Origin of the sequence: Mesorhizobium sp. B2-8-1, from assembly GCF_006440955.1 — a bacterium.
GTDB lineage: Bacteria > Pseudomonadota > Alphaproteobacteria > Rhizobiales > Rhizobiaceae > Mesorhizobium.
In genome coordinates, this window is the sequence record NZ_VFTX01000003.1 from 530461 (window position 1) to 545158 (window position 14698).

Genomic DNA, 14698 nt, shown 5'->3' on the forward strand with positions numbered 1-14698 from the left:
GTAATGCGTTCGCGCCAAGTGTCCAAGTCTCGTGGCAAGCAAAAGCCAAAACCAAAAAGCACCCGGGGGCGCACAGCGCTGCCGGGTGTTGGCCTCCAGGATCTGTTTACAGCACTTGGCCTCAAAGAGGCTTCGGCGTCCTGGTCGGCTTGCTCGGACGGATACTCGTCGCGGAATTCGGGGCTGTAGACAGGAAAACGGCCGCGGAGTCAAGACAAGGACCGTTCCGCCGGTCTCCCCGCGCAGCAATCAGGTCGCCTTCGTTCCGTCTGCAGGTTCGGCCGAGACGCTCAGCGGCGAGCGCGGATGCAAAAGCAGCAGGGCCGTCAGCAGGCTGCAGGCGATGCCAATCATGGCGATGAGGACCGCGTCCGACGTCGCCCAGCCCGGCCCTTCGAGTGGTCTGGCGGTAAACAAGGCGAAGGAATTGTAGCTCTCCTGATGCGAGATCAGCAGGAAGCCGGTCAGATTGTTGCCGAGATGGGCGCCGAGGGCCGCGCCGAGATTGCCGGTGGCATAGACGACGAGCGTCAGAAGCAGTGCAAAAGCGGCGATCGAGACCAGCACGCAGGCGTTGATGGCGGCCGAGGCGTTCGCGCTCCAGTGCAGCGAGGTGAACAGCAGGCCCGGCAGCAGCGCCCAGACGAACGGGCTCCTGAACCGGTAGGCAAGACCGCGCAGCAGGTAACCTCGGAACAGCACCTCTTCCGATGACGTCTGCAGAAAAGTGAGCGCCAGGATCGGGATCAGGAACAGCAGCCAGGACGACAGGGCGATCGAGCCGCGCGCGATCTCGGGCTGCATCAGGTAGAGCAGGACCTCGGACACGAGCGACGTGACCAACACCGCGACCAGTCCCTTGATGAAACCCGAGCGCGAAATGCGACGGCTGTTGCCGAGGAGCGCCGACAGCTTCTCGCCATGCACCCAGCGCATGGCGATCCACAAGCCGATCCAGATGCCGGCGAAAGACGCGAGCGCGGTGAGAATGCCGATTGGCGACGCAAGGAAACCCTGCATGCCGCCGGCGGGCGCAGCCGCGCCTTGCGCTGTCCGCCAGGCGAAAAAGGCATAGGTGCCGCCCAGCAGCACGACCCCCGTCGACGCGGCCCAGAACAGGACGACGATCCCGGTCCCGAGAAGCAGGCGCGGCAGGGTCGTCTTTTCGTTGGCTGTGTTTCGATAGTGCTCGAAGGCGGCAGGGTCCGATATCACGCTCTCTCGCAAGCTGGTGCTTCGCGTCGCATGATCTATGGGATCGGGCGGTTCTGCGCAATCATTCCTATTCGCTACGCCCCGCCAGCCTTCGGCGCATTCGCGCCGCCCTCGCCTGCCTGCCGGCAGGCGAAAGGCATGCTCCGATGATTAACCCCGTGTCCTATCCGCCTCAGCGGACCACATAGACGATGCGCCGCGTCTGCGGGTCGATCAGCGCCGGCTGGCCGTTCACATAGACGTAGCGGTAGTCGTAATCGGGGATCTCGCGCAGTTCGACACTCTCGGGCAAAACGGCCCCGGTGACCACCTCGCCCTCAAGATAGACAGGGTCGACGCGATGCGTGTCGACATAGGTCCTGACTTCGGCGGGAGGCTGCGGGATGGCGTCCTCGACCGGCTCGCCGGCGATGATCGAGCCGGTGTAGTCGGTGGAATAGCCCTCGGGCGGCGACACGACGGCGACGCTGGAGCCGAGCGGACGTCGCGTCAACACGACCCGGTTGCCGCCGAAATCAGCCGTCACATAGTCCGAATAGACCCAGCCCTGGCCACCGGCTTCGGCGATGGTGCACCATTTGCTGTTTTCGATACAGCCATTGAGCGTCGCCGACTGGCCGGCGGCGAGCACGCCGATGACAGGATATTGCGGGCCCGGGCCAGCGCGGACATTGAGATCGGTGATTGCGGAGACGGGGGTGTCGGCCATGGCGGCGCCCGAGAAGAGCGTGAGCATTCCGGCGACCGCGGGAAACAATACGGATTTCATGGTTTCTCTCCGTTTCATGGTCCCTCGGCAGCGAAAACGGGAGAGCGGCGCATGCGTTCCAGCTAAAATGTTGAAGCCAACTCACGATTTGTTCCCGTTTCTTGCGGCAGGCCGGTCAGAAGGTCGTGAACGAAGGCCAGTTTGCGCGCCGCGACATCCGAGATGACGAAGGGGTAGAGGTCGGGCAGACCCATGCAGCGATTGATGGAATTGGAGGCTTCCGACAGCACCAGCCAGCGCGACAGGATCTTTTCGAACGGTTCGGGAGCGGGTGTCGGTTCGGACGGCGCTGGTTGTAGCATGCCCCCGGTATCGCCTTGGGGCAATTCGTTGGCTTCCACCGTCTCCAGCCGGCCGAGCGGGAAGTTCAGCGCATGGACCATTTCCAGCGTGTCGGTGATATGCAGGTGGTGGGCCCAGCTTTCGGCCCAGTCCTCCCAGGGATGGGAGGTGGCGTAGGACGAGATGTGGCGTTGCTGCCAGTCGGGTGGGGCACCATTGGCATAGTGGTTCTTCAATGCCTGCTCGTAGCCGGTGCGCTCGTCGCCGAACAGCGCGCGGAAGGCGTCAAGCCTTTGCGGATTGTCGCGGATCAGCCGGTCCCAGTAGTAGTGGCCGAGCTCGTGGCGGAAATGGCCGAGCAAGGTGCGATAGTTCTCGCCCATCTCAACGCGCCGCCTTTCGCGCTCGGCGGAGTCGGCTTCGGCGACGTTGAGGGTGATCAGGCCATTGTCGTGGCCGGTCAGGATGCGCTCGCCGCCCGGGCCGCCGCCGATCGGATCGGCAAGGAAGTCGAAGGCAAGGCCGGCCTCGTCGGCGGGGTTCTGCTTGGGCGTCACCGGCAGTCCGAAAGCCAGCAGCGAATAGACCGCGCGCTTCTTCGCGGCCTCGACCCGTATCCAGCGGCGGCGGTTGCCGTCGACGGAGAGGTCCGGGATCAGCTGGTTGAGCGCGCAGGCGCGGCAGAAGGGCTGTCCCGGCTCGGCCATCCAGTTGCAGGCGCATTCGTCGGCGTTGGCGCATGGGGAGCCGCCGTCGGCACCGGACAGGGCAAAGCAGGCGCGCTGCGGATCATAGAGCACGGCACTGGAGCAGTTCAGGCACCGGGCGTTCTCGAAATAGAGACGATGGCCGCAATGAGGACAGTCGAAGAGTTTCATCTCGGTCTCGGACCAGGGAACAGGGGAAGGCGCGTCGTGCAAAACGCCGGCCGACAGACGTCGTTCCCGACTGTGACGTCATTGAGCAACATGGCGCAAGGATCGTCAGGCCATGGGTGGTTCTTGCCACAATATTTGCTTGATCGTAGGCAAATTCCCTTCCATTGGCCAGCTTGCGCGCGCGACAGTGACAAGTGCGCGTTTCACTGGCAAATTCCGGCCGGGACGTGATTCAGGCAACCAGGAGAGAACAACATGGCATTTCTTGCCAAGGGTAAGATGTTTGCAGCGGCCACTGTGGTGGCGATGCTTGCGCTGGCGACGGGCGCGCAGGCGGCGGCCAGCTGTGGCAAGACCGGAGCCGGCTTCGATGCCTGGAAGCAGGACTTCGCAGCGGAGGCTAGGGCCGAGGGCGTGGGTTCGAGAGGACTGGCGGCCCTGGCCGGCGCGACCTACGCGACCAGGACCATTTCCGCGGACCGCGCCATCCACAAGGCTTTCAGCGGCTCGGTGGAAGCCTTCATGAAGCGCCGCGGCGGGGCGGCGATCATTTCCAGGGGCCGGGCGCTGAAGAAATCGAATGCGGCGCTGTTCGACAAGATCGAACGGACCTACGGCGTCTCGCCGGGCGTGCTGCTTGCCATCTGGGGCATGGAGACGGGCTTCGGCGCCTCTATGGGTAACCAGAACACGGTGTCCGCCATTTTGACGCTTGCCTATGACTGCCGCCGTCCGGATTACTTTCAGCCGCATGCCATTGCGGCGCTGAAGCTGGTCGATCGCGGAACGTTGACTGCCTCGTCGGTCGGGGCCATGCATGGCGAGATCGGCCACACGCAGTTCCTGCCCGGAAATGTCCTGAAATATGGAGTGGGCAGCGGAAACCTGCGCGACAAGAGCACCGCGCTGGCTTCCACGGCCAACTTCCTCAAGGCGCATGGTTGGCAGGCCGGCGCGAGCGCTCAGGCGAATATGGGTGCAATTGCCGGCTGGAACTCGGCGAGTGTCTATCAACAGGCCATCGCCCGTATCGCCACCGCAATCGATGGCGAGTGATCGTTAGGGCAGTTCACCGTTTCACGGAAACGGCGAACCGGTCTATGTCTTTGCTTTTTTGCGTAATTCCCAAGGGAAAGCGCTACGCGCTTTCCCGGGAAAACCGTACACGCTTTTCCTGGAATTGCTTTTCAGCAGAAAGCCCGGCCGCGTTGCCGGGTTTCCTGTTCGCTGACCGGTAGAGCGGTCAGTCCCGGCGGTTGCGCGCCGCCAAGGTCCGCAGCCTCAGCGCATTGAGGCGGATGAAGCCGGCGGCGTCCTTCTGGTCGTAGGCGCCGCGGTCGTCCTCGAAGGTCACCAGCGCGTCGGAATAGAGCGTCTTCTTCGACTTGCGGCCGGTAACGATGACATTGCCCTTGTAGAGCTTCAGACGCACCGTACCTTCGACATCCTCCTGGCTCTTGTCGATCATCGTCTGCAGCATCAGCCGCTCGGGCGCGAACCAGAAGCCGTTGTAGATGAGTTCGGCGTAGCGCGGCATGAACTCGTCCTTGAGGTGGGCAGCTCCCCTGTCGAGCGTGATCGATTCGATGGCTCGGTGGGCAGCGATAAGGATGGTGCCGCCGGGGGTCTCGTAGACGCCGCGCGACTTCATGCCGACGAAGCGGTTCTCGACGAGGTCGAGCCGGCCGATGCCGTTGTCGCGGCCGAGATCGTTGAGGGCGGCGAGCATGGTTGCCGGCGACAGCTTCTTGCCGTCGAGCGCGACCGGATCGCCCTTCAGGAACTCGATCTCGATCTCGGTGACCTTGTCCGGCGCGTCCATGGGCGAGACGGTGCGCTGATGGACGAATTCCGGCGGCTCGCTCCACGGGTCCTCAAGCACCTTGCCCTCGGAAGAGGAATGCAGGAGATTGGCGTCGACCGAGAACGGCGCGTCACCCTTCTTGTCCTTCGGCACCGGAATCTGGTGCTGCTCGGCGAAGTTGATGAGGTCGGTGCGCGACTTGAACGACCAGTCGCGCCAGGGCGCGATGACCTTGATATCGGGATTGAGCGCATAGGCCGAAAGCTCGAAGCGCACCTGGTCATTGCCCTTGCCGGTGGCGCCGTGGGCGATCGCGTCGGCGCCGGTCTCCTTTGCGATCTCGACGAGGTGTTTCGAGATCAGCGGCCGGGCGATCGAGGTGCCGAGCAGATAGGTCCCTTCGTAGACGGCGTTGGCGCGGAACATCGGGAAGACGAAGTCGGCAACGAATTCCTCGCGCACGTCGACGATGCGGATGTCCTTGATGCCCATCATCTCGGCCTTGCGGCGCGCCGGCTCCAATTCGCCGCCCTGGCCGAGGTCGGCGGTGAAGGTGACGACCTCGGCGCCGAGCTCGGTCTGCAGCCATTTCAGGATAATGGATGTGTCGAGGCCGCCGGAATAGGCGAGCACGACCTTCTTGACGTCTTTTGTTTTCGACATTTGCTGTTTCCGCGACAAGAGTTCTCGGCCGGCGAGGTATCACGCCGTTTCCGGTCACTGCAAGGGATGAACGGGGCAAGGCGCGGAGAAACAGGCATCCGGGACAGCTGGATCATTCTTTCCGTCGCACAGCCGCTGGCAACGGCAGTAGCCATTCGTTATAGCAGCGTCTTTAGAGCCAACGGACTGCCCATGTCCTTCATTCCCAACACCGCAACGCTGATCCAGTTCGCCATCGCCACGTTCATCCTGGCGATCACGCCCGGACCGGACATGACGCTGTTCGTCTCGCGCACACTGAGCCAGGGCCGCGCCGCCGGCTTCGCCTCGATGGCGGGGGCGCTGTGCGGCACGCTGATCCACACCACCTTGGTGGTGGTCGGTGTCTCGGCGCTGATCGTCGCCTCGCCGATGGCCTTCTTCGTGCTGAAGATCTTCGGCGCCGGCTATCTCGTCTTCCTGGCCTGGCAGGCGATCACCAAGGGTTCGGCCTTCTCGCCGGAGAAGAAGACGGGCCCGCAAATCTCGCTGTTCCGGAGCTGGATGGTGGGGCTGGGCGTCAACCTGCTCAACCCGAAGATCATCCTGTTCTTCATGACCTTCCTGCCGCAATTCGTCTCCGCGCATGATCCGCACGCGCCGGGAAAGCTGTTCTTCCTCGGCGCCATGTTCGTGGTGCTCTCGACCCCGGTGACGACCCCGATGGTGCTGGCGGCGGAGAAATTCTCGGCGGCGATGAAGGCCAGCCCGCGCGTGACGCGGGTGGTCGACTATCTCTTCGCCGGCGTGTTTTCCGCGTTCGCGCTCAAAATCCTGACTGCCCAGGCGAAGTAGGATTTTGCTGTTCGCTGCTGATCTCTTCCGAACCGGAGGTCAGCAAAGCTCCCTGCTTACGCGGGCGCTCGGTTCGAGGTCAGGGTTCGGCTTTCCACCAGCTTCCGGCCCAGCGCCCGGCGCTGAGCCAATAGAAAATGCCCCCGACCATGCCGCCGCCGATGACGGCGGCCATGGCGCGCGGCTCGGTGACGGCGAATGGCGTATCGCCCATCTGGTCGGCGAAGCCGAGGAAGACGGCGGCGACGATCGCACCGGCCAGCGCATAGAACAGCCAATCGCGCCGGCCGAGAATCTCGGCGATCAGAATCACGAGGGCCGCCGGCATGAAGGCGAAATAGGCGGCAAACAGCGCGACGAAGGGGATCGAGAAATAGAGCGAGGCGGTCGCCGCCGGCTCCGCATGCGCCGGCGTGTAGCCGAGGGAGGCCAGGAACAGGACATTGAGGAACGCGCTGGCCGCCAGCGCGGCGACGGCATAGCCGAACAGGATGACGGCAAGGCGCACGATATAGGCGACGAGACGGGTCATTGCGAATCCCGGCGTAAGGGATGGCCGGACTTGCGCCCGGCCAGAAACCAGTAGACCGAACCGGCGGCAATGCCGGCGGTGGCCAGGAAGCCGAGAAAGCCCGGGTTGAAAACAAACCCTCCGGCCGAGCCCGGGACAAGAACCCCGAATGCGATGGACGTGATCGCGCCCGTGGCCGCGAAGTAGAACCACCCCCGAAGCGACAAGCGTTCGGCCATGAAGATCGCGGGGCCGACGATCAACAACGCGCAGACCGCCACTGTCACTACCGCGAGCGGGAAGGAAACCAGCCAGTCGAATGCGAAAACGATGGACCAGTTGCCATATTCGAGCCCTTCCAGAAGAGCGATCAGCAGCACAGGCACCAGGATCGAGGTCAGCACGGCGGCGATATAGCCGACTGCTATGAAGACGAAGCGCTTGAGCCCGGCGACGAGACGCCTCACGCCTCGCCGTGCCCCGCGATCATCATGGCTTCCAGCGCCAGCCGGTCGACTTTGCGCATGCGCTCCGATTCCGATTTGAGCTGGCCGCAGGCGGCGAGGATGTCGCGGCCGCGCGGCGTGCGGATCGGCGAGGCATAGCCGGCGTTATTTATGTAGTCGGCGAATTTCTCGATCGTCTCCCAGTCCGAGCACTGGTAGTTGGTGCCGGGCCAGGGGTTGAACGGGATCAGGTTGATCTTGGCCGGAATGCCCCTGAGCAGCTTGACCAGCGCCTTGGCGTCGTCGAGGGAATCGTTGACGTCCTTCAGCATCACATATTCGAAGGTGATGCGCCTGGCGTTCGACAGGCCGGGATAGGCGCGGCAGGCGGCGATCAGCTCCTTGAGCGGATATTTCTTGTTGATCGGCACCAGAAGGTCGCGCAGATCGTCATTGGTGGCGTGCAGCGAGATGGCGAGCATGACGCCGATCTCCTCGCCGGTGCGGAAAATCTCCGGCACCACGCCTGAGGTCGACAGCGTGATGCGGCGCTTCGACAGCGAAAGGCCGTCGCCGTCGGAAGCGATCAGCAGCGCCTTCTTGACCGCCTCGAAATTGTAGAGCGGCTCGCCCATACCCATCATGACGATGTTGGACACTTTGCGGCCCTCGGCCGGCACGATGGCGCCGTCGGGCGTGTCGCGGTCGGGGAAATCGCCGAGCCGGTCGCGCGCGGTGAGCAACTGGGCGAGGATTTCCTCGGCCGTCAGGTTGCGCACCAGCTTCTGCGTGCCCGTGTGGCAGAAGGAGCAGGTCAGCGTGCAGCCGACCTGCGAGGAGATGCAGAGCGTGCCGCGGCCTTCCTCGGGGATGTAGACAGTCTCGATCTCGACCGGGCGACCGGCGCCGCGCGGCGGGAAGCGGAACAGCCATTTGCGCGTGCCGTCGGCGGAGACCTGCTCCTCGACGATCTCGGGCCGCGCCACGGTGAAATGCCTGTCGAGTTCGGCGCGCAGATCCTTGGAGATGTTGAACATGCCGGCGAAATCGGAGACGCCGCGCACATACATCCAGTGCCAGAGCTGCTGTGCACGCATTTTTGCCTGGCGCTCCGGCACGATGCCGGACGCGATGAGCGCCTCGCCCAGTTCGGCGCGCGTCAGGCCGATCAGCGACGGCTTTTCCGGCTGTATCGCGCGGGCGCGCAACGCGTCGCGGGCGCCTTCGGCGGTGAGGTCGAATGAAAGGGTCATGGTTGCACTGATATAAGCGGTTTGCGGCCGATTTCATCCATCGGCCTGATATGAAGCGCGGCCCATAGCACAGCTTGGCGGCGGAGTCATGCGATGGCGAGGCGATCCGTGCGCCGACCGATTGACAGATGCGCCGGCCGGTCAGACCTGCGGTCCGTGCTTTTCGCCCGAAAACGGATCACTTGATCGTGTTGAAGTAGCGGTTCTCACCGCGCGTTCGAACCCTGAATGGGGCAACCATGCCCCGACAAATGGGAGTATGCACGATGAACTCTATCAAGCTCGCCGTCATTGCCAGCTTCGTCGGCCTTTCCGCCTCGCAGGCATTTGCCGAAGACGCGATGGGCACAATGACAATGATGAAGGCAGGGCAAGTCACGGCAATCATGCCGGACGGGCATATGGGCACCATGACGCCGGACGCGAAAATGAGTGCCGAGATGATGAAGATGGCAAAGCCGATCAAGCACTGCATGATGATGATGACCGACGCCAAGGGCAAAGCCTTCATGATCGACACGTCGACCAAGAAGGCTCAGGCGGAATGCGAAAAAATGGCCATGTGAGGCCTGCCGTCGATCGATATTCCCGCCGGCTCGAAGGTCGGCGGGAGCCCATCCGAGCCTTGTTCCCGCAGACCACTCCAGCACACGCAGGTCGAGATATCCACCTGTCGGTGTTGAGGGTGTCTCATGATCAATGCGGAAACGACGATCATTGCGCCGAACCGGCATAACTTCCTTGTTCATGGTGCCAAACCGCAGCCATGGACTTTTGCTCCACGTCCGTCTTCCATTTCACGTTTGATGCGAACGCTTGATCGAGGCCATGCCTGTGTTAGGGCTGGGGCTCCGTCGAGAGGACAGACATGGCCGGTACAGTGCGAAAATACCCCTTGCTGCGGCGTTCGCGCGCGATGTGGGGCTCTCGCCGGGTGTGGCAGCCGCGGCTGGTGTTCTGGGCCGGCGCGATCTGCATCGGCGTGATCAGCGTGCTGTTCGCGGTGCTCGCCGACAAGGCGCAGGTGCTGTTCCATGCCATGACCGGCGATGACGGCGGCTGGCGCTTCTACCTACCTTTGGCGATCACGCCGCTCGGCTTCGTGCTGTGTGCCTGGCTGGCGCAAGCCTTCTTCCCGGGCTCGCAAGGCAGCGGCATTCCGCAGGCGATCGCGGCGCGGCATCTGCGCGACGACGACGACCGTGGCCACATCCTGTCGCTGAAGCTGGTCGCGGGCAAGATCGCGCTCACCCTGGTCGGCCTGTTCTGCGGCGCTTCGATCGGCCGTGAGGGACCGACCGTGCAGGTCGGCGCGTCGTTGATGCTGCAGGCGGCACGCTGGGGCGGCATGGCGCAGGCGCGCGGCCTGATCCTGGCCGGCTCGGCCGCCGGCATCGCGGCCGCCTTCAACACGCCGCTGGCCGGCATCGTCTTCGCCATCGAGGAAATGGGCCGCACCTACGAAGCGCGGACCAACGGGCTGGTGCTGACGGCGGTGATCCTGGCCGGCATCGCCTCGCTCGGCCTGCTTGGCAACTACACCTATTTCGGTGTCTCGAAGGAGACGATCTCGTTTGCCGCCGAGTGGCCGCTTGTGATTGCCTGCGGCGTCGTCGGCGGCGGCCTCGGCGCGCTGTTCTCGCTCCTGGCGCTGAAGGCGACGCGCCGGATCCGGCGCTGGAACACGGGGCAGCCCTTGCGGCGCGTCCTGCTGGTCGCCGCCATCTGTGGGCTCGGCGTCGCGGCGATCGGCATCGCCTCGGGCGGCCTGACCTTCGGCACCGGCTACGCGCAGGCGCGCGGCGCCGTTGAAGGCACGCCGCTGCCCTGGTTCTTCTTCGCCGAGAAGTTCCTTGCCGGGCTGCTGTCGATGGTCTCGGGCATTCCGGGCGGCATCTTTGCGCCTTCGCTTTCGGTCGGCGCCGGCATCGGCAGCTCGCTCGGCCTCGTCTTCGGCGCCAGCACGGGTGCGGCCGCGTTGCTCGGCATGGCCGGTTATTTCGCCGGCGTCGTGCAGGCGCCGATGACGGCCTTCGTCATCATCCTGGAGATGACCGGCAATCACGACAATGTCATCGCGCTGATGCTGGCCTCGATGCTGGGCTACGGCACGGCGCGCATGATCTCGCGCGAGCCACTCTATCACGCGCTGTCGCGCGTCTTCATCGCGGAAGCGATCCGCCGGCGCAGGGCGGAGGCGGCGCCGGAACCAGGTCCGGCGTGAAAAACAAAGGCCGGACTCAAGGGTCCGGCCTCTCTGTTCAAAGCGAAATTTCGACTATTTGCAGTTGGCGATCGACGACAGCGCCGCCGAGATGCCTTTCAGCGAGAAGACGTAGGAGGTGGTGTTGCCGCGGCCGGACTTGGCCTGCACCTTCATGTCGGTGCCGGATTTCATGGCGGCGATCAGCACCGGCTCCTCGGCGGCGTTCTCGACCCAGGCCGACTTGCCGCGCGTGAACATCGAAAACGTCTTCTTGTCGATGGTGACGGTGGCCTTGGAGTTTTCCTGGAAGGTGTAGCCGGCGATGAATTGCGGCTCGTAGGACACCTGCTGGCCGGGCCGCTGGCTGACGAAGAAGAACATGTCGCCATGGTCGAGCGTCGGCGGCTGCTTGTCGGTCGGCACGGTGAGGACATAGCAGACCTTGCCGCCCGATGCCTGGTAGCTGTAGGTGCCCCAGGCATTGTGCTGGCCGATCTTGGTCGCCTGCTGCGCCATCGCCGGCGCTGCGAAGGCCACCAGGACCAGGCTCGAAACTGTAGCAATCAATCCGCGCATCGTTTTTCCCGTATTCCAAATGGTGCGGAGGCGGGCCGCGTGGCGTCCTGCCGTCGCTTCATTTTGATTTAATCTGGGTTACCAAACGGTGAATTACCTCTGAGAAAAGGACGCTCACCCCAGGAAACCGCCGCCGTCTTCGCGCCGCCGCCTTTTAAGCGGCTGGCGCGATGTCCCTTCGGCGACTTGGAGGGCATGAAAGCGGCAAGAGTTTGACTTTTCCACAAGGCCTCTGAACGCTGGTGTCCAGCGCGCGCGAAGGCCGGTTCCAGGGCTCAGCCCTTGTCCGATATGGCGTCCTTGGCGGCCTGCCGGTGCGCCGGCGTGATATGGGCGCTGACGGCGGTGATCGCGGCGGTGAGCACGGCGATATCGTCGGTGAAGCCGAGGCCGAGGACGAAATCGGGGACCATATCCACCGGCAGGACGAAATAGCCGAGTGCCGCCACCAGGATGCCTTTTGCACGCAGCGGCGTGTTCTTGTCCATGGCGCAGTAATAGGCCGCGACGACATCTTCCATGAACGGGATCTGCCGCGCGGCCTTCTTGGCCGTGCGCCAGAATTTCTCGCGCACCTCGCCCTCACCGCCCAGCCTGTCGCCAAAGCCGAAGAAATCAAAACCGGATTTTTGCGCCATCAATTTCTCCTTGCGGGCTCATGCGCTTGCCTGCGCATGGCCGCGGGGCAAAATGTGGTGAAACCCGACGCTTGCTGCAAGAGCTTGGGAGATCGCTGGCCTGAAAATCGGAATCAGTCTTTAGCGTGCTGTCCTGCGGATCAGGTGATGCCGGCCTGGCGGACACTCCGCTGGCAGTCGTCCTCCCTTGGAGTTCGGCGGCAAACGCACCTCCCGTCGTCATTCTAGGGCGAAGCAAGGAGCGAAGTGACGCGGCGCAAACCCTAGAATCCATGCCGCGACTCAAGAGCGACGCAGCGGTGCTGAATTCTGCTCGACTGCACCCCTTGGTCAACGTCGCGGCATGGATCCTCGGGTCTGCGCGTCCGCTTCGCCCGTGGATGACGAAGCCGGGGTTGCCGCACCTATGAATTACCCTAACCAACAAAGCGGTTCATTTTCTTCGCCAACTCGATGTCAAGCGTCGTGACGCCGCCGGCATCGTGCGTGTTCAGCGTCACGTCGACGGTTTTGTAGACATTCGACCAGTCGGGATGATGGTCCATCTTCTCGGCAGCAAGCGCGACGCGGGTCATAAAGGCGAAGGCTTCGGAGAAATTCCTGAAGGTGAACGTCCGTTTGATGGAAGCGCCATCCGCAGCCAGCGACCAGCCTTCGAGGTCTGTCAGCGCCGCGATGATGGCTTCCTTGCCAAGTTTCTCTCTCGTCATGTCCGGTTCCTGTGCTATTTCGAAGATGACTTTCACCATAGCGCCGGATCGATGAGCACGAAGCCCATAAAATCCATTCTGTTCGTCTGCCTGGGCAACATCTGCCGCTCGCCGCTGGCGGAAGGCGTGCTTCGTTCCGTGCTGACGGAACGTGGACTGGGCCGGGACATAGTGCTCGATTCGGCCGCAACCAGCGACTGGGAGGCGGGCTCCGCCCCTGATCGGCGTTCGATCGCCATCGCGTCGCGCCACGGCATCGACATATCGGAACTGCGGGCACGCAAGATCGCGCCCGAGGATTTCTCGCGTTTCGACCTGATCTTCGGCATGGACAGGTCGAACGTCGCCGACCTGAAGACGCTGGCGACCGCCGGCGTGCGCGACCGCATCCACCTGTTCCTGGAATTTGCGCAGGGAAAGGCGCGCGACGTGCCGGATCCCTATCACGACGGCGAGGAAGCCTTCGCCGAGGTCTACCGCATGATCCGCGAAGCGTCGGAGGCGCTGGCGACGCGGCTTGCCGCGCGCGTATCGGCGCCCGACAGCGGCCAGGCTTCCTCGACGATGTAGGGGCCGCCGCCGACCGAATCGCGCGACGACATCAAGACGAACCGGCTGATGCGGAACGGCAATGTCGAAAAATTGCCGCGCGCCGAAAGATATTGGGCGACGTCCAGCGGGCTCGAATTGCGCAGGCGGGCCAGTGTGACATGCGGCATGAACTTGCGCGGATCGGCCGGAATGCCGAGCCGCTGGCAGATGCGCTCGATTTCAGCCTGAAGCGCCGAGAGATCCGGCGAGGCAGAGACCCCGGCCCATACGGCATGCGGTTTCTTCTGGCCGAAAGCGCCGACGCCCGACAGCGTCAGCGGGAAGGAGGGGCGGTGGACGCGGTCGAGCGCGTTGGCGATCTCGTCGGCGACATGGCCTTCGACATCGCCGATGAAGCGCAGCGTCAGATGATAGTTCTCGACGTCGATCCAGCGGGCCCCGGGCAGGCCGCCCCTGAGCAGGGACAGCGAAAGGGCGGCGTCACGCGGAATTTCGAGGGCGGTGAAAAGACGCGGCATGAAGAGCCTCCCTTCCTCGAATCGAACTGTGCCCCCAGCGAATCATCGATAATCAAACGGGGCAAGAGGTTTGTTGGTCACAGGTCTCGTCAAAAAGATTTCCCCAACGGAAAGGGCCTATCCCGTCTTACGATCCTCCCGGCACCGCCGCGATGGCCTTCTCGACCGCAGGCAGGATGCGCTCGACCATCTGGGCGACCCCCTTGGCGTTCGGATGCAAGCCATCCTCAAGCTGCAAGGCGGACTGGCCGGCTACGCCGTCGAGAAAGAACGGGTACAAGGTAACGCCGTATTTTGCAGCCAGTTCCGGGAAGATGGCGTCGAAGGCGTTCTGATAGTCGGCGCCGAGATTGGGCGCTGCGCGCATGCCGGCCAGCAGAACGGCGATCTTGCGCTCTTTCAACTTGGCCAGCATCGTATCCAGGTTCTTGCGGGTGATGTCGGGCGAAACGCCGCGCAGCATGTCGTTGGCGCCGAGTTCGAGGATGACAAGCTGCGTGCCGTCCGGCACCGACCAGTCGAGCCGCGCCAGCCCGCCGCTGGAGGTGTCGCCGGAAACGCCGGCATTGGCGATGGTTACATCCCTGCCCCTGGCGCGCAGCGCCGCCTGCAGCCTGTCGGTAAAACCCTCGTCGGGTCCGAGGCCGTAGCCGGCCATCAGGCTGTCACCGAAACCGACGATCTTGAAAGGCTCGGCGCGTGCCGACGAGATGGCGCCGCAAATGGCGAGGAAAACGATCAGGCCTGCGGCAATTCTGCGTTGGAAAGACATGCGGCAGGTCCCATATGACAGAGAATTCTTCCGGCGACGGCCCGCAGGCGGAGCCCTCATCCCCATATAGG

Annotated in this window: 17 protein-coding genes; 5 read left to right on the forward strand and 12 right to left on the reverse strand. The window is 63.7% G+C overall.

What is annotated here, in order from left to right; all coding sequences use genetic code 11:
* Window positions 1–249: 249 nt before the first annotated feature.
* From FJ428_RS11000 to FJ428_RS11010, 3 genes are all read right to left on the reverse strand, one after another.
* Window positions 250–1215 (reverse strand): type II CAAX endopeptidase family protein, encoded by a 966-nt coding sequence (locus FJ428_RS11000; protein ID WP_140524570.1) that lies wholly within the window; start codon window positions 1213–1215, stop codon window positions 250–252.
* 172 nt (window positions 1216–1387) lie between these two features.
* Window positions 1388–1984, reverse strand: coding sequence for a DUF1236 domain-containing protein (locus FJ428_RS11005; protein ID WP_140559212.1), 597 nt, complete (start codon window positions 1982–1984; stop codon window positions 1388–1390).
* A gap of 62 nt (window positions 1985–2046) precedes the next feature.
* Window positions 2047–3144, reverse strand: a complete 1098-nt coding sequence (locus FJ428_RS11010) for a putative zinc-binding metallopeptidase (RefSeq protein ID WP_140524572.1) — start codon at window positions 3142–3144, stop codon at window positions 2047–2049.
* Between the two features lie 255 nt (window positions 3145–3399).
* Here FJ428_RS11010 and FJ428_RS11015 point away from each other — a divergent pair, with 255 nt between their 5' ends.
* Window positions 3400–4200: a lytic transglycosylase domain-containing protein gene (locus FJ428_RS11015; protein ID WP_140492175.1), complete on the forward strand. Its 801-nt coding sequence runs from the start codon at window positions 3400–3402 to the stop codon at window positions 4198–4200.
* Window positions 4201–4387: 187 nt separating this feature from the next.
* Here the strand turns inward: FJ428_RS11015 and FJ428_RS11020 are convergent, their stop codons facing one another.
* Window positions 4388–5611 carry an argininosuccinate synthase gene (locus tag FJ428_RS11020; protein WP_140492178.1) on the reverse strand — a complete coding sequence of 408 codons (1224 nt, stop codon included), beginning with the start codon at window positions 5609–5611 and terminating at the stop codon, window positions 4388–4390.
* Between the two features lie 192 nt (window positions 5612–5803).
* Here FJ428_RS11020 and FJ428_RS11025 point away from each other — a divergent pair, with 192 nt between their 5' ends.
* Window positions 5804–6445: a LysE family translocator gene (locus FJ428_RS11025; RefSeq protein ID WP_140728696.1), complete on the forward strand. Its 642-nt coding sequence runs from the start codon at window positions 5804–5806 to the stop codon at window positions 6443–6445.
* Between the two features lie 79 nt (window positions 6446–6524).
* Here FJ428_RS11025 and FJ428_RS11030 read toward each other — a convergent pair whose 3' ends face one another.
* The 3 genes from FJ428_RS11030 to rlmN are packed head-to-tail and all read right to left on the reverse strand — an operon-like array spanning window position 6525 to window position 8655.
* Window positions 6525–6977, reverse strand: coding sequence for a hypothetical protein (locus FJ428_RS11030; protein ID WP_140492184.1), 453 nt, complete (start codon window positions 6975–6977; stop codon window positions 6525–6527).
* Entirely contained in the window at window positions 6974–7423 is a 450-nt protein-coding gene (locus FJ428_RS11035; RefSeq protein WP_140685371.1) for a hypothetical protein, read from the reverse strand. Before FJ428_RS11035 ends, FJ428_RS11030 begins: the two co-directional genes overlap by 4 nt.
* Window positions 7420–8655 (reverse strand): 23S rRNA (adenine(2503)-C(2))-methyltransferase RlmN, encoded by a 1236-nt coding sequence (rlmN, locus tag FJ428_RS11040; protein ID WP_140685372.1) that lies wholly within the window; start codon window positions 8653–8655, stop codon window positions 7420–7422. The genes FJ428_RS11035 and rlmN overlap by 4 nt, the downstream gene beginning before the upstream one ends.
* Window positions 8656–8921: 266 nt before the next feature.
* Here rlmN and FJ428_RS11045 point away from each other — a divergent pair, with 266 nt between their 5' ends.
* Both FJ428_RS11045 and FJ428_RS11050 read left to right on the forward strand, forming a co-directional pair.
* A complete protein-coding gene (locus tag FJ428_RS11045) occupies window positions 8922–9221 on the forward strand; it encodes a hypothetical protein (RefSeq protein ID WP_140554786.1) in 300 nt (99 codons plus the stop codon).
* Window positions 9222–9523: 302 nt separating this feature from the next.
* On the forward strand, window positions 9524–10879 hold the full coding sequence (locus FJ428_RS11050; RefSeq protein WP_140685373.1) for a chloride channel protein: 1356 nt from the start codon (window positions 9524–9526) through the stop codon (window positions 10877–10879).
* Window positions 10880–10933: 54 nt separating this feature from the next.
* Here FJ428_RS11050 and FJ428_RS11055 read toward each other — a convergent pair whose 3' ends face one another.
* The 3 genes from FJ428_RS11055 to FJ428_RS11065 form a co-directional block, all read right to left on the reverse strand.
* Window positions 10934–11437: an invasion associated locus B family protein gene (locus FJ428_RS11055; RefSeq protein ID WP_140492199.1), complete on the reverse strand. Its 504-nt coding sequence runs from the start codon at window positions 11435–11437 to the stop codon at window positions 10934–10936.
* Window positions 11438–11712: 275 nt separating this feature from the next.
* A complete protein-coding gene (locus FJ428_RS11060) occupies window positions 11713–12075 on the reverse strand; it encodes a YkvA family protein (RefSeq protein ID WP_140685374.1) in 363 nt (120 codons plus the stop codon).
* A 416-nt stretch (window positions 12076–12491) separates the two neighbouring features.
* Window positions 12492–12785 carry a 4a-hydroxytetrahydrobiopterin dehydratase gene (locus FJ428_RS11065; RefSeq protein WP_140685375.1) on the reverse strand — a complete coding sequence of 98 codons (294 nt, stop codon included), beginning with the start codon at window positions 12783–12785 and terminating at the stop codon, window positions 12492–12494.
* Between the two features lie 51 nt (window positions 12786–12836).
* Here FJ428_RS11065 and FJ428_RS11070 point away from each other — a divergent pair, with 51 nt between their 5' ends.
* Window positions 12837–13355, forward strand: a complete 519-nt coding sequence (locus FJ428_RS11070; RefSeq protein WP_140685376.1) for a low molecular weight protein-tyrosine-phosphatase — start codon at window positions 12837–12839, stop codon at window positions 13353–13355.
* Here the strand turns inward: FJ428_RS11070 and thpR are convergent.
* Both thpR and FJ428_RS11080 read right to left on the reverse strand, forming a co-directional pair.
* A complete protein-coding gene (thpR, locus tag FJ428_RS11075; RefSeq protein ID WP_140524588.1) occupies window positions 13259–13855 on the reverse strand; it encodes an RNA 2',3'-cyclic phosphodiesterase in 597 nt (198 codons plus the stop codon). The genes FJ428_RS11070 and thpR overlap by 97 nt on opposite strands.
* 127 nt (window positions 13856–13982) lie before the next feature.
* A complete protein-coding gene (locus FJ428_RS11080; RefSeq protein WP_140685377.1) occupies window positions 13983–14627 on the reverse strand; it encodes an arylesterase in 645 nt (214 codons plus the stop codon).
* Window positions 14628–14698: the final 71 nt, after the last annotated feature.

Coding starts and splice junctions, on each gene's coding strand:
- FJ428_RS11005 (WP_140559212.1), bottom strand. CDS start 1,984: ATGAAATCCGTATTGTTTCCCGCGGTCGCCGGAATGCTCACGCTCTTC.
- FJ428_RS11010 (WP_140524572.1), bottom strand. CDS start 3,144: ATGAAACTCTTCGACTGTCCTCATTGCGGCCATCGTCTCTATTTCGAG.
- FJ428_RS11015 (WP_140492175.1), top strand. CDS start 3,400: ATGGCATTTCTTGCCAAGGGTAAGATGTTTGCAGCGGCCACTGTGGTG.
- FJ428_RS11020 (WP_140492178.1), bottom strand. CDS start 5,611: ATGTCGAAAACAAAAGACGTCAAGAAGGTCGTGCTCGCCTATTCCGGC.
- FJ428_RS11025 (WP_140728696.1), top strand. CDS start 5,804: ATGTCCTTCATTCCCAACACCGCAACGCTGATCCAGTTCGCCATCGCC.
- FJ428_RS11030 (WP_140492184.1), bottom strand. CDS start 6,977: ATGACCCGTCTCGTCGCCTATATCGTGCGCCTTGCCGTCATCCTGTTC.
- rlmN (WP_140685372.1), bottom strand. CDS start 8,655: ATGACCCTTTCATTCGACCTCACCGCCGAAGGCGCCCGCGACGCGTTG.
- FJ428_RS11045 (WP_140554786.1), top strand. CDS start 8,922: ATGAACTCTATCAAGCTCGCCGTCATTGCCAGCTTCGTCGGCCTTTCC.
- FJ428_RS11050 (WP_140685373.1), top strand. CDS start 9,524: ATGGCCGGTACAGTGCGAAAATACCCCTTGCTGCGGCGTTCGCGCGCG.
- FJ428_RS11055 (WP_140492199.1), bottom strand. CDS start 11,437: ATGCGCGGATTGATTGCTACAGTTTCGAGCCTGGTCCTGGTGGCCTTC.
- FJ428_RS11060 (WP_140685374.1), bottom strand. CDS start 12,075: ATGGCGCAAAAATCCGGTTTTGATTTCTTCGGCTTTGGCGACAGGCTG.
- FJ428_RS11065 (WP_140685375.1), bottom strand. CDS start 12,785: ATGACGAGAGAGAAACTTGGCAAGGAAGCCATCATCGCGGCGCTGACA.
- FJ428_RS11070 (WP_140685376.1), top strand. CDS start 12,837: ATGAGCACGAAGCCCATAAAATCCATTCTGTTCGTCTGCCTGGGCAAC.
- thpR (WP_140524588.1), bottom strand. CDS start 13,855: ATGCCGCGTCTTTTCACCGCCCTCGAAATTCCGCGTGACGCCGCCCTT.
- FJ428_RS11080 (WP_140685377.1), bottom strand. CDS start 14,627: ATGTCTTTCCAACGCAGAATTGCCGCAGGCCTGATCGTTTTCCTCGCC.